At 70.4% G+C, this 13,679-nt stretch carries 8 protein-coding genes and 2 pseudogenes; 5 read left to right on the forward strand and 5 right to left on the reverse strand.

The annotated features are described in order from the left end of the window. Positions 1-118 precede the first annotated feature (118 nt). On the forward strand, positions 119-706 hold the full coding sequence (locus QQK49_RS07280) for a GNAT family N-acetyltransferase (RefSeq protein WP_284303359.1): 588 nt from the start codon (positions 119-121) through the stop codon (positions 704-706). A gap of 40 nt (positions 707-746) precedes the next feature. On the opposite strand, the gene QQK49_RS07285 is transcribed toward QQK49_RS07280, so the two are convergent. After that, the gene (locus tag QQK49_RS07285; protein WP_431310517.1) at positions 747-1,217 is read right to left on the reverse strand and encodes a PaaI family thioesterase; all 471 of its coding nucleotides are present in this window, start codon (positions 1,215-1,217) and stop codon (positions 747-749) included. Positions 1,218-1,286: 69 nt separating this feature from the next. On the opposite strand from QQK49_RS07285, the pseudogene polA reads away from it, so the two are divergent. Further along, positions 1,287-3,967 (forward strand): annotated as a pseudogene (polA, locus tag QQK49_RS07290) (DNA polymerase I). Positions 3,968-4,023: 56 nt separating this feature from the next. On the opposite strand, the gene QQK49_RS07295 reads toward polA, so the two are convergent. Further along, a complete protein-coding gene (locus QQK49_RS07295) occupies positions 4,024-5,739 on the reverse strand; it encodes a formate--tetrahydrofolate ligase (RefSeq protein ID WP_284303360.1) in 1,716 nt (571 codons plus the stop codon). A gap of 65 nt (positions 5,740-5,804) precedes the next feature. Then, the gene (locus QQK49_RS07300) at positions 5,805-6,671 is read right to left on the reverse strand and encodes a class I SAM-dependent methyltransferase (protein WP_284303361.1); all 867 of its coding nucleotides are present in this window, start codon (positions 6,669-6,671) and stop codon (positions 5,805-5,807) included. A gap of 258 nt (positions 6,672-6,929) precedes the next feature. Here QQK49_RS07300 and rpsA point away from each other — a divergent pair, with 258 nt between their 5' ends. Then, complete coding sequence (gene rpsA / locus QQK49_RS07305; RefSeq protein ID WP_284303362.1) at positions 6,930-8,390, forward strand: 30S ribosomal protein S1; 1,461 nt, start codon at positions 6,930-6,932, stop codon at positions 8,388-8,390. A gap of 168 nt (positions 8,391-8,558) precedes the next feature. Further along, entirely contained in the window at positions 8,559-9,713 is a 1,155-nt protein-coding gene (locus QQK49_RS07310) for a hypothetical protein (RefSeq protein WP_284303363.1), read from the forward strand. Between the two features lie 799 nt (positions 9,714-10,512). Here QQK49_RS07310 and QQK49_RS07315 read toward each other — a convergent pair. Continuing rightward, positions 10,513-11,301 (reverse strand): FAD-binding protein, encoded by a 789-nt coding sequence (locus tag QQK49_RS07315; RefSeq protein WP_348536122.1) that lies wholly within the window; start codon positions 11,299-11,301, stop codon positions 10,513-10,515. 38 nt (positions 11,302-11,339) lie between these two features. Next, a pseudogene (locus tag QQK49_RS07320) lies at positions 11,340-12,233 on the reverse strand (FAD-dependent oxidoreductase); the annotation flags it as partial. 165 nt (positions 12,234-12,398) lie between these two features. Here QQK49_RS07320 and coaE point away from each other — a divergent pair. Then, a complete protein-coding gene (coaE, locus tag QQK49_RS07325) occupies positions 12,399-13,589 on the forward strand; it encodes a dephospho-CoA kinase (protein ID WP_284303366.1) in 1,191 nt (396 codons plus the stop codon). The last annotated feature ends 90 nt before the right edge of the window (positions 13,590-13,679 follow it).

Genomic DNA, 13,679 nt, shown 5'->3' on the forward strand with positions numbered 1-13,679 from the left:
GTCCCGTTCCCCTGCTCCCTCCGCGGGTGGAGTCGGTCGGCCACCCCTGTTCCCGGCCGCCCTCACCGCCACCGGTCCGAGCGCGGGACTTCGTCCTCATCCTGCCGAGGTGACCCACGTGGCTCGTCTACAGACATCCGTCGTCCCCATGTCCCACGACGACATCGGCCACGTCGCCGAGCTATGGGTGGAGCGTCGCGCCGAGTTCGTGCACTCCCGCGACGGGGCGCGCCGGGCCGTGGACGAGGGCCGGTTCGCCGAGGCGATCAGTCGCGAGTACGCCACGGTCCTCATGGCTGTCGTCGACGGCGAGATCGCCGGGTACGCCTGGGTGTCGGCACAACCGATGAGTGCCCACCTCGACGTGTCCTGCCTCAACATCGAGGACGTCTACGTCGTTCCCGCGGTGCGTGGGCAGGGTGTCGGTCGCATGTTGTTGACCGCGGTCGCCACGTACGCGCACAAGCGCGGGGTCGACCACGTCGGATGCTCGCTGCTCACCCAGGCCAAGGACGCCAACCGCAGCATGGCCCGACTCGGATTCGCCGCGGTCGTCACCCGGCGGGTGGCCCAGACCGGCAGCCTCATGCGGCGCCTGCGCGGCCCCGAACCGCGCGGTGGCGTCGACCAGTTGCTCCTCCAGCGTCGCCGGCGGGCCCAGCAGTCACGCGCCGCCGCCGTCGAGGTCCTCGCGGCGCACTCCTGACGCCGCTCTCCTGACGCCGCTCTCCTGACGGCCGGCCGCCTCAGGCGGCCGGGGGCTTCGGACGGATCAGGCAGGTGAGGCGGGCGGTGCAGATGCGCTTGCCGGCCTCGTCGTCGATGACGATCTCGTAGGTCGCCACGCTGTTCCCGCGATGGATCGCGCGGGCCACTCCGCTCACCAGGCCCGAGCGGGCGGCGCGGTGATGGGTGCAGTTGAGTTCGATGCCGACGGCGGCGCGTTCGTCACCGGCGTGGACCGACGCGGCGTAGGAGCCGAGGGTCTCGGCCAGGACGGCGCTGGCCCCGCCGTGGAGGATCCCGTAGGGCTGCACGTTGCCCTCGACGGGCATCGTGCCGCGAGCGCCGTCGGGGGAGACCTCGGTGATGTCGATGCCCATCCGCTCCATGAGGGTGCCGGTGTAGCCGTCCCCCTGCACGTGCGCCCCCGATCGCTCCAGCCGTGCCTGCGGGGCGTCGTCGGTGGTGGTGGGTGGGGTGGTCCGATCGGTCACGGCGGCTCTCCTCGGCGCGCGGGCGTACGCGCGCATCGACTGTCGGTGGGTGCGTCTAGGCTCGCATGCGTGAGCCGACTTCTCCTTCTCGACGGACACTCTCTCGCCTACCGCGCGTTCTTCGCCCTCCCTGCCGAGAACTTCTCGACCACCACAGGGCAGACCACGAACGCGGTCTACGGATTCACGGCGATGCTCATCAACGTGCTGCGCGACGAGGCGCCCACACACCTCGGCGTGGCGTTCGACGTGTCGCGGCAGACGTTCCGCACCGAGGAGTACTCGGAGTACAAGGCCACACGCTCGGCGACGCCCGATGAGTTCCGGGGACAGGTCTCTCTGCTCAAGGAGGTGCTCGACGCCCTGCGCATCCGGCACGTCGAGGTCGAGGGGTACGAGGCCGACGACATCATCGCCACGCTGTGCACCCAGGCCAAGGCCGAGGGCTTCGACGAGGTGCTCGTCGTCACCGGCGACCGCGACTCCTTCCAGCTCGTCGACGACCGGGTGACCGTGCTGTACCCGGTCAAGGGCGTCTCCGAGCTGGCCCGCATGACCCCCGACGCCATCGAGGCCAAGTACGGCGTGCGCCCCGAGCGCTACCCCGACCTGGCGGCGCTGGTGGGGGAGTCCTCCGACAACCTGCCAGGAGTGCCGGGCGTCGGCCCCAAGACGGCGGCCAAGTGGCTGGGCCAGTACGGCGACCTCACGGGCATCGTGGCCGACGTGACCTCGATCAAGGGCAAGGCCGGGGAGAACCTGCGCGCCCACCTCGACGACGTGCTGCGCAACCGGCGCCTCAACGCCCTGGTGCACGAGGTGCCGCTGGAGGCCGGGCCGAACGACCTGCTGCGCGGCTCGTGGGACCGCGAGGAGGTGCACCGCGTCTTCGACAGCCTGGAGTTCCGTGTGCTGCGCGACCGCCTCTTCGCGACGTTCGAGGCTCCGCAGGAGGAGGCGGGGAGGCCCTGGCGGTCGAGGGTGTCGTGCTCGACGCCGCGGAGGTCCCGGCGTGGCTGACCACGCACGCGGGCGCCGGTGCCGCTGTGGGCGTGGAGGTGCTGGGCACGTGGGCCAAGGGCGCCGGAGACGTGGAGGCGTTCGCGATCGCGGGTGAGGCGGAGGACGCCGTCGCGTTCATCCGGGTGGCCGACCTCGACCCGGCGGCGGAGGAGGCCGTGGGGGCGTGGCTGACGGACCCGGCGCGGCCCAAGGTGTTCCACGACGCCAAACCCGCCATCCGCATGTGCACCGAGCGCGGATGGCTGCCCGCGGGCATCGCCGGCGACACCGCGTTGTCCGCCTATCTCGTGCGGCCCGACCAGCGCAGCTACGACCTCGCCGACCTCACGGTGCGGTATCTGCGCCGTGAGCTCCTGGCCCCCGAGAGTGAGAGTCACGGCCAGGGCACGCTCGACTTCTCCCTGGGGGCGGACGACCTGGAGGCCAGGACGGCGATGAGCCGCGCCCGCGCCGTGCTCGACCTCTGGAAGGCACTGGCCGAGAAGGTCGAGGAGTCCGGTGGCCGGGAGCTGATGGCCGGCGTGGAGCTGCCCCTGGTGGGGGTACTGGCGCAGATGGAACGGGTCGGGATCGCGGTCGACACCGACGCGCTCGAGGGGCTGGAGTCGCACTTCGCCACCAAGGTGGCCCAGGCGCAGTCCGACGCGTACGAGGCCATCGGGCATGAGGTCAACCTCGGCTCGCCCAAGCAGTTGCAGGTCGTGCTCTTCGACGAGTTGTCGATGCCCAAGACCAAGAAGACGAAGACGGGCTACACCACCGACGCCGATGCCCTGGCCGACCTGTTCGTCAAGACCGAGCACCCCTTCCTCGAGGCGCTGCTGCGGCACCGCGACGCCTCGCGGCTGCGGGTGACGACCGAGGGGCTCATCAAGTCGGTGGCCGACGACGGCCGCATCCACACCACCTATCAGCAGACGATCGCGGCCACGGGCCGGCTCTCCTCCACCGACCCCAACCTGCAGAACATCCCGATCCGCACCGACGAGGGCCGCCGCATCCGGTCGGTGTTCGTCGTGGGCCAGGGTTTCGAGACGTTGATGTCGGCCGACTACAGCCAGATCGAGATGCGCATCATGGCGCACCTCTCCGGCGATGCCGGCCTCATCGAGGCCTACCGCACGGGGGAGGACCTGCACCGATTCGTCGGCAGCCGGGTCTTCGGGGTCGAGCCGGCCGACGTCACGGCCGCCATGCGCAGCAAGGTCAAGGCGATGTCGTACGGGCTCGCCTACGGCCTGTCGGCGTTCGGTCTGTCCAAGCAGTTGGCCATCCCCTCCGCCGAGGCCAAGGCGCTCATGGACGAGTACTTCCTCCGGTTCGGCGGGGTGCGCGACTACCTGCGGCAGGTCGTCGACGACGCCCGCGCCGTCGGCTACACCGAGACGATGCTCGGCCGCCGCCGGTACCTTCCCGACCTCGCCTCGGACAACCGGCAACGCCGCGACATGGCCGAGCGCATGGCGCTCAACGCCCCGATCCAGGGGTCCGCGGCCGACATCATCAAGGTCGCCATGCTGGGGGTCGACGAGGCCCTGACCGCAGGCGGATTCGCCTCACGCGTGTTGCTGCAGGTGCACGACGAACTCGTCCTCGAGATCGCCCCCGGCGAGCGCGAGAAGGTGGCCGAACTCGTGCGTGAGCGCATGGGCGGCGCGGCAGAACTCGACGTCCCCCTCGACGTCAACATCGGCACCGGCGACACCTGGCAGGACGCCGAACACTGACCTCCGACAACACCGCTTCCACGCGTGTGACGGCGCACCTCCGTCCCGCCGACGGATCAGAACAGGCCCTGGACGTTGCCCTCGTCGTCGATGTCGATGCGCATGGCGGCCGGGGACTTCGACAGGCCCGGCATCGTCATCATGTTTCCGCAGATGGCGTAGACGTAGCCGGCGCCGGCGGCGAGGCGGACCTCCCGGACCGGCAGCGTCCACCCGGTCGGGGCGCCCTTGAGGGAGGCGTCGTGCGACAGCGACATCTGCGTCTTGGCGATGAGCACGGGCAGGTGGCCGTATCCCTGGTCGCTGTACAGCTTGAGCGACTTGGCCGCGGCGGGTGACAGTTCGACGCCGTCGGCGCCGTACACCTTGGTCGCGATCTTGGTGATCTTCTCCTCCAGGGAGTCCTCGAACTCGTAGGTGGGGGTGAAGTGGACCTCGTCCTCGCAGGCCTCCACGACCGTGCGGGCGAGCTCCATGGCGCCCTCGCCACCGTCGGCGACGTGAGTGGACACCGCGACCCGCGCCCCCATCTTCTCGGCCGTGCGACGGATGACGTCGTGCTCGGAGTCGAAGTCGGTCGGGAACGCGTTGATGGCCACGACCGGCTGCACACCGAAGTCGCGGATGATCTGGATGTGCTTGACGAGGTTCTCGCACCCGGCCTCGACGTCCTCGGGGCTCTCCTGCAGCATCCCCTCGGGCAGCGGCTTGCCCGCCTTGACCTCGTAGCGACCGGAGTGGGACTTCAGCGCCCGGACCGTGGCGACGAGCACCGCCGCCTGGGGAGTCAACCCGGCCGCGCGGCACTTGACGTTGAAGAACCGCTCGGCGCCCATGTCGGCCGCGAATCCGGCCTCGGTGAGCAGGATGTCACCGGCCTTGATGCCGACGCGGTCGGCGATGATCGAGGAGTTGCCGATGGCGATGTTGCCGAACGGACCCGTGTGGATGAACGCGGGCGTGTTCTCCAGCGTCTGCATGAGGTTGGGCATGAGCGCGTCCTTGAGCAGCGCCGCCATGGCGCCGGCCGCCCCGATCTCCTCCGCGGTGACCGGCTTCTTCGCCGTGGTGAAGCCGACGACGATGCGGCCGAGGCGCTTGCGCAGGTCGGCCAACGACGTGGCCAGGGCCATGATGACCATGACCTCGGAGGCGGCGGTGATGTCGAAGCCCGTCTGTCGCGTGACGCCGTCGGTCTTCGCGCCGCAGCCCTCGATGATGTGACGCAGCGACCGGTCGTTCATGTCCATGACCCGGCGCCACTGGATGTCGTCCAGACCCAGTTCGTTGCCGAAGTGCAGGTGGTTGGCGACCATCGCGGCCAGCAGGTTGTGGGCCGCGGTGATGGCGTGGAAGTCACCCGTCAGGTGGAGGTTGAGGGTCTCCATGGGCACGACCTGGCTGTACCCGCCACCCGCGGCGCCGCCCTTGATCCCGAAGACCGGCCCGAGCGACGGCTGACGGAGCGCGAGGACCGGCTTGCGACCGATCCTGGCCAGCCCCTGGGCCAGGCCGACGGCCGTCGTCGTCTTGCCCTCACCCAGCGGGGTGGGCGTGATGGCGGTGACGACGACGTACTTGGCGTCCGGGCGGTCGGCCATCTTCTCGATGACCTCGAGTTCCACCTTGGCCACGTGCCGGCCGTAGGGAACGAGGTCCGACTCGTCGATGCCGACCTTGGCGGCGACCTCGGTCAGGGGAGCGAGGTGGGCGTTGCGGGCGATCTCGATGTCTGAGGGGAGCTTCTTCACGTTGCTGGTCACGGTTGCCATGATGGAACGTCCGTGCCGTCCGTGTCGGCCAGTTCAGCCAGATCGACCGAATCCGGACACGATCCTCACGGTTCGCAGGCCGGAGCCCGCACGCAGACGAAGATCGCTGTCCCGGGGATGAGGCGCCCCCGCAGCGGGCTCCAGCCGCCCCAGGTGTCGGTGGTGGTCTCGGGCCACTCGGGTTCGACGAGGTCGACGAGGTGCAGACCGGCGGCCGTGATCTCCCGGACCCGGTCGCCGAGGGTGCGGTGGTGCTCGGCGTACTCCAGGCGTCGCCCCGTGCGTTCGGTGTAGGGCGTGCGGTCGAAGTACGACATCGAGGCGGTGAGGCCGGCCTCGCCGGGGACGTCGGGGAACGCCCACCGGATCGGGTGGGTCGTGGAGAACACCAACCGGCCGCCCGGCCGCAGCACCCGGGCGCACTCACGCAGGAGTCCGGCGCTGTGGGCGACGAACGGCACCGCCCCGTAGGCCGAGAAGACGAGGTCGAAGGACGCGTCGGCGAAGGGGAGCGCGCATGCGTCCGCCTGGACCAGCGGGAGGCCCGGGCCGTCGGGAGTGCGGCCGTCGATGCGTCGCGCCTGCTCGAGCATGGCGGCCGACAGGTCGCTCGCGACGACCCGCGCTCCCGCCCGCGCCGCGTACCGCGCGCCCTGCGCGGCGCCGGCGCCGAACTCCAGGACGGTCCGGCCCTCCAGGTCTCCCAGCAGACCGAGGTCGTCCTCGGTGACGCCCTCCGGGCCCCAGACGAGATCGTCGTCGCCGAGAAAGGTGCCGTGCTCGGCGTAGTAGTCGGCGGCCTCGGCGTCCCACCACCGCCGATTGGCGTCGCGGGTCTCGTCCTCGGCGGCCGGCGGGGCACCGGCTCCTCGTCCGGCGTGCTCGGCGTGTCCGGTATACCCGGTGTGCCCGGTGGGCGAGTCGCTCGTCATCTGACCAATTCTGCGGTGTGGGTATCGGCTTTACGGGATCCCGACGCACTGGGTAGACTCGACGGGCATGCCCGCTGTGTCCACGGGCGCGCGTGGTCGAACAGTCGGTCGGTCACCACACCTCCGACCTCGACGGGTTCGTTCGACGAACCCGTCGGATCGATCACGAGTACGACACCATGTTCACACCTGTCCATTCGAGGGCGTCGGCGTGCGCCGTGCCCCCCGACCACCTGTCCACATCGGAGTCCCCACTACATGACTGTCAGCCACCCCGAGATCGCGATCAACGACATCGGATCCGAGGAAGACATCCTCGCCGCCATCGATGCGACCATCAAGCACTTCAACGACGGAGACATCGTCGAAGGAGTCATCGTCAAGGTCGACCGCGACGAGGTCCTCCTCGACATCGGCTACAAGACCGAGGGCGTCATCCCCTCGCGCGAGCTGTCCATCAAGCACGACGTCGACCCCTCCGAGGTCGTCGGCGTCGGCGACGAGGTCGAAGCCCTGGTCCTCCAGAAGGAGGACAAGGAAGGTCGGCTGATCCTGTCCAAGAAGCGTGCGCAGTACGAGCGCGCTTGGGGGACCATCGAGAAGGTCAAGGAAGAGGACGGCGTCGTCACCGGCACCGTCATCGAGGTCGTCAAGGGTGGCCTCATCCTCGACATCGGCCTGCGCGGCTTCCTCCCGGCCTCGCTGGTCGAGATGCGCCGCGTCCGCGACCTCCAGCCCTACGTGGGCAAGGAGATCGAGGCCAAGATCATCGAGCTCGACAAGAACCGCAACAACGTCGTCCTCTCGCGCCGTGCGTGGCTGGAGCAGACGCAGTCCGAGGTCCGCACGAGCTTCCTGCAGGAGCTCGGCAAGGGCCAGGTCCGCAGCGGCGTCGTGTCCTCGATCGTCAACTTCGGTGCGTTCGTCGACCTCGGTGGCGTCGACGGTCTCGTCCACGTCTCCGAGCTGTCCTGGAAGCACATCGACCACCCCTCCGAGGTCGTCGAGGTCGGCCAGGAGGTCACGGTCGAGGTCCTCGACGTCGACATGGACCGCGAGCGCGTCTCCCTGTCGCTCAAGGCGACGCAGGAAGACCCGTGGCAGCACTTCGCCCGCACCCACGCCATCGGGCAGGTCGTGCCGGGCAAGGTCACCAAGCTCGTCCCGTTCGGTGCGTTCGTGCGCGTCGACGACGGCATCGAGGGCCTGGTGCACATCTCCGAGCTCGCCGAGCGTCACGTCGAACTGCCCGAGCAGGTCGTCACCGTCGGCACCGAGATCTTCGTCAAGGTCATCGACATCGACCTCGAGCGTCGCCGGATCTCGCTGTCGCTCAAGCAGGCCAACGACGCCGCGGTCGCCTCCTCGGAGTTCGACCCGACGCTCTACGGCATGGCTGCCGAGTACGACGAGCAGGGCAACTACAAGTACCCCGAGGGCTTCGACCCCGAGACCAACGAGTGGCTCGAGGGCCACGAGGAGGCTCGCGAGCGCTGGGAGCGGCAGTACGCCGAGGCCCACGCCCGCTGGGAGGCGCACCGCGCCCAGGTCGACGAGGCCCTCAAGGCCGACGCCGAGGCCGCTGCCTCCGGTGGCGCCGAGACGACGACGTCGTACTCCTCCGGGGGCGCGACCGAGACGCAGGCTCCGACCAGCGAGGGCACCCTCGCCTCCGACGAGGCGCTGGCTGCTCTGCGTGAGAAGCTGACCGGCAACTGAGCGGTTCACCGCTGACCGGTCTTTGCCGGTGACGACGGGCCCCTTCCGATACGGAAGGGGCCCGTCGTCGTGTGTCGGGGTGTTCGTCGTGGGTCGCAGTCTCGTGAATCCTGCTCAGGTGCACGGCGGGTCGGCCGTAGAGGGTGGTGTCTGCCGACGGGAGGGACCATGAGCCGCAGTTCGGGCCGCCTTGGCGTGCTGCTCGCCTGTCTGCTCCTGGCTGCCTGCGCGAGGCCGACCACGACCCCCGAGGAGCCCGCGATCCTCCCGCCCGTGCCGACGGCCTTTCCGATGAGCACGGCGCCGAGTGCGCCGGCGACGACCGGTGTCGACGTCATCCCCGAGGCGATCCGGTCAGCGCCCGCCGCGTGCGGCCTGCCCGAACACCACCTCACCGGGTACAAGAGCCGGTCGGGGGACACCCACACCGTCCTGCAGGTCACCGAGGGGTACAACTCGCAGATGGCGCCCGTGGCGCCGGTGCGCGTCGACATCACCGGGGACGGTGCGCTGGACCTCGTCGGGGTGCTCAGCTGCACGGTCGCCGGGCAACCGCGCCCGGATCACCTCGTGCTCTACACCGGCCCCGCGATGCCGGCGGCGGCGCTCGATCTGAGCACCGTGCAGGACGAGAAGCTGGCGGTGGTCCGCGCACTGCGCACGGTCGGCGGCGAGGTGCGGGTCGAGTGGACGGGTTTCGACGATCCGGCCGGGCGGGGCACTCAGTACCAGGGAACGGTCTCGTGGACGGACGGGGCGCTCACGGTCGAGGACGAGGAGACCGCCTCGGGGCCGCGCACGGTGACGGTGGACACCGGGACGTTCATGACCTCCGACGGCAACGTCCACTGCGTCATGCACCCCACGATCGCCTGGTGCGACGTCTCGCAGACCACCTGGCGGCCACCGCCCTCTCCCGCGCCGACGAGTCCGGCACCGCAGACGCCGACGAGCGTCCCCTCCGACACGTCGACCACGACCGGCGCCGCGCCGTCACCGACCGCGACCGAGCAGGGCTGCGGCGACCGGCCCTACGGACGCACGTTCCTGCTCAACCAGGGCCGCGCCATCCAGACGTGCGCCGGCGAACAGGGGCCGGAGCTGGCGGCGCTCGGCTCCGCGCTCACCTCGTGGCACCGGCTCGGCTGGGACGCGACCGTGACCGTGGACGGGCGACGGTCGGCGGCGATGACTCCCGGGTCGTCGATGCAGACGCAAGGCATCGAATGCCGGGCGAGCGCGGATCAGGTGACCTGCACCGACACCCGCACGCAGGCCGCGTTCACGGTCGGACGGACCACCGCCCGCGTGTCGTCGGGATGAGGGTTGCCGTGGTTGGTTGACCGACTGTGGCGCGCTGTTTCCGGGTTTGAGCTGGATGCCGGCGTGGGAGAGTTGGTGCGCTCCAGGACCCAGCCGACGGGAACTGAACGCTCGTTCTGCGTATCGTTGGTGTGACTATCACGCTCGGGGATTCATCTTCCCCTTCGATGCGAGCGCAAAGGACGTCAGCGTGAGTTCCGCAGGAATCGAATCAGGACCACTGAAGATCCTCGAAGTCATCAACGAGTCCGGCTGGCCGACCTCCCTCCTGGACCTGGAGAAGGTCCTCCGCCGGGCGGGATTGACAGCCCTCCCGACCGTGCTGCCCGGATTCCCTGGGGCCGCCTACGTGGTGCCGGAGTTGAACGGTGGGCACGTGACGGCAGGCTCCAGCCACGACCTCACGGTGGAAACGATCTCCATCGTTGGCCCGATGGACGGAGGTCGAGAACCCTCCGAAGTGAGCGCTCTCTTGAGGGCCGGGTTGTCCGAGATCGGCTACTCCCTGAGCGGAGAATCCCCTGACTTCGCCGGAGTCGGGACGGCGTCTGGGGACCACGTACAGGTGGACGGGTCGCATATCGATGGGTGGCCTGGAACGACCAACGGTGCCCTCCTGGTGAGCGTGACGCGAACAGTGGCCGAAGGTTGAGTCAGAGCTACCGGGCGTGACTGCCCTGTGACGTGTATCCAGGTCTCATTCCATGAGCGCCCCATGTCGCCCGGTTGAGGAGGTGGCCGGGGCAGATCCCTGTCGGGTCCCGGCCACCCGCTCTGACCGGGACCGCGCGGTGGCGCTCTACGACAGGGCGCCAGCCGCGTGGCGGGCGGCGATGTAGCCGTAGGTGAGGCCCTGTCCGATCGTGGCACCCGGACCCGGATAGACCCGACCGAAGGCGTTGCCCGCGGCGTTGCCGGAGGCGTAGAGGCCCTCGATGACCGAGCCGTCGGGGCGCAGCGCCCGCGCCAGGCCGTCGGCGCGGACCCCACCGCAGGTCCCCAGGTCTCCGGGCACGACCTGGACGGCGTAGAACGGGCCGGCGTCGATCGGGCCCAGGCACGGGTTGGGGGTGACCGTCGGGTCGCCGTAGTAGCGGTCGTAGGCGCTGGCGCCGCGCTGGAAGTCGTCGTCACGCCCCGACGCCGCGAGCAGGTTGAACCGCTCGACGGTGGCCACGAGGTGGGGCAGACCCACCGCCGTGGCGAGTTCGGTGAGCGTGTCGGCCTTGTGGGCGATCCCGGCGTCGTACCACGTGCGGGGCAGCGCCTGACGCGGGAAGACGCCCCCGCCGAACACGTACCGGTTGCGGTAGCGCTGGTCGAAGATCATCCAGACCGGCAACTCCTTGCGGATGAGGATCTGCCCGGCCGTCATGTAGTTGACCGCCTCGTTCATGAAGCGGTCGCCGTCCTGGTCGACGATGATCTGGCCCGGCAGGGACCGCTCGGCGAGCAGCACACCGGGCATCGGGCCGGGGACCGGGATCGCGGGGAACCACCAGGCCTCCTCCATGAAGGCGAGGTCGGCGCCCGTCTGCTCCTGGGCGATCCGGATGGTGTCGCCGGTGAGGCTGGGGAGCCCAGACACCAGTCGGTGTCGAGCTTGTCGGACTGGTAGGTGTGACGCATCGTCTCGTCGCGGTCGAAACCACCGGCCGAGAGCAACACGCCGCGGCAGGCACGGACGGTCACCGGCGCGCCGTCGCGGGTCACGTGGACCCCGCGCACCCGGTCGTCCTCCACGAGCAGGCCGGTCAACGGGGTGTTGCGCCACACCGGCACACCAGCGGCGAGAAGGCCCGCTTAGAGGCCTGCGGCCAGAGCGCCACCGCCGGCGATGTACTCGCGCCTGAGCGCCAGGCCGCCCACGCCCATGGCGACGAGCTTGGCCGACGTGAACAGGCCCCGGGGGTGGCGGGCGACGAGGTTGACCCAGCGGTACGAGCGGCCGGTGATCGGCATGGGGATCGGCGCCGCCATGGCGGGCGGACGGATGTGGGCCCGTCGCTCGCCGAGCGTGCGGGCGTCGAAGGGCGACGGTTCCATCGCCCGGCCCGTGGCCGACCCGCCGGGCAGCTCGGGGAAGTAGTCGGCGTAATCGGCCATGTGCAGGAACGACAGCGGCGTCGTGCGGCGCAACGTCTCGACGGCCGCCGGGCCGTGCTCGACGAACGTGCCCCACCGCTCGGGCAGGGTCTCCCCGTCGATGACGGCAGTGAGGTACTCGCGCACGCGCTCCGTCGAGTCGGCCACGCCGGCCTCGCGCAGCAACGGGTTGGTGGGGATCCAGAACCCGCCGCCGGACAGTGCCGTCGAGCCGCCGACGTACTCCGACTTCTCCACGACGAGGACGGACAGTCCCGCCTCCGCGGCGGTGAGCGCCGCCAGCATGCCGGTTCCGGCGCCGACGACGACGACGTCGACCTCCTGCTCGGCGACGGTCGTGTGCGGGCCCGCTGCGGGCTCCGTCAGGGTGCCGGTGGACGTGGTGCCCGGGGTGTCGGTCGTCATCGACCTCATCGCCTCTAGGTGGGGTTCCGTTCATCGAGCCTACCGGCGGGGGTCGGCGACGGCAGCGCTTCGGCGCAGTCGGCCGGCGGCGGGCGCAGGCCCCGCCGCAGGTCGGCTCGGGACTCCTGGTGAGCTCTCGTCCCGCGATCGGTCCCCGTCTCCTAGAGTGACGTCATGTTGAGCGTGGGCCTCACGGGCGGAATCGGATCGGGCAAGTCGACGGTCGCACGTCGGCTGCGAGACCTCGGCGCGGTGGTCGTCGACGCCGACGCGGTGGCCCGGGAGGTGCTCGTCCCCGGCAGCGAAGGGCTGTCGCGGGTGACGGAGCGGTTCGGTGACGACGTGCTCGCCGACGACGGATCGCTGGACCGGGCCGCGTTGGCGGGCAAGGTCTTCGGCGACGCCAACGCGCACGCCGACCTCGAGGAGATCACGCATCCGCTCATCGCCGCCCGCACGACCGAGTTGTTCGCCGCCGCGCCGGACGACGCGATCGTCGTCCACGACGTGCCGCTGCTCGTGGAGAAGCACATGGGCGACCGGTACCACCTCGCCGTCGTCGTGCACGCGAGCACGGCGGTGCGGCTCGAGCGTCTCGTCGGGCGCGGCGTGCCCGAATCGGATGCGCGCGCTCGGATGGATCACCAGGCCTCCGACGGTGCCCGCCGGGCCGCCGCCGACGTCCTCCTCGACAACGAGGGCGCCGAGGAGGAGCTGTTCGCGCAGGTCGACGCGCTGTGGCGCGATCGTCTCGTGCCGTTCGAGCAGAACGTGCGCTCGGGATCGATCCTGCGACGCCCCTCGACCCCGGTCGTCGCGGACTACGACCCCGACTGGGAGGCGCAGGGCTCGCGCCTCATGGCCCGCGTCTGTCGGGCGCTGGGCGAGCGGGCCCCGCAGATCGAGCACGTCGGCTCCACGAGCGTCCCCGGGATGGGCGGCAAGGACGTCATCGACCTGCAGGTCGGTGTGCGTGACCTGCGCGAGGCCGACGATCCCGAGTTCGTCGAGGCCCTCGCGCGCGCCGGGTTCCCCCGCGTGGAGGACTACCGCATGGATCACCCCACCGACGACCTGCCCGACCCCTCGCTGTGGGTCAAGCGGTTCCACGGCTCGTGCGACCCCGGCCGGGTCACCCACATCCACGTGCGCGAACTGGAGAGCGCCGGCTGGCAGTACGCCCTGCTGTTCCGCGACTGGCTGCGCGGCGACGAGTCGGCCCGCGACGAGTACGCACGGGTCAAGGAGGACCTGGCCGCCGAGCACGCCTCGACCGCCGACTACGCCGCCGCCAAGGCCCCGTGGTTCAGCGAGGTCTGGCCCCGGATGCAGTCCTGGGCCCAGCGCACCGGCTGGCACGACTGACCCGAACCCTGCTCGCACCCCGCTCGAACACCCCCTGAGACCGGAGGGTGGCGTCGACACCGACGCCACCCTCCGGTTTCGGCGTGGAGG

The sequence above is a fragment of the Mobilicoccus caccae genome (assembly GCF_030161635.1).
In the GTDB taxonomy this organism is placed as follows: Bacteria; Actinomycetota; Actinomycetes; order Actinomycetales; family Dermatophilaceae; genus Mobilicoccus; species Mobilicoccus caccae.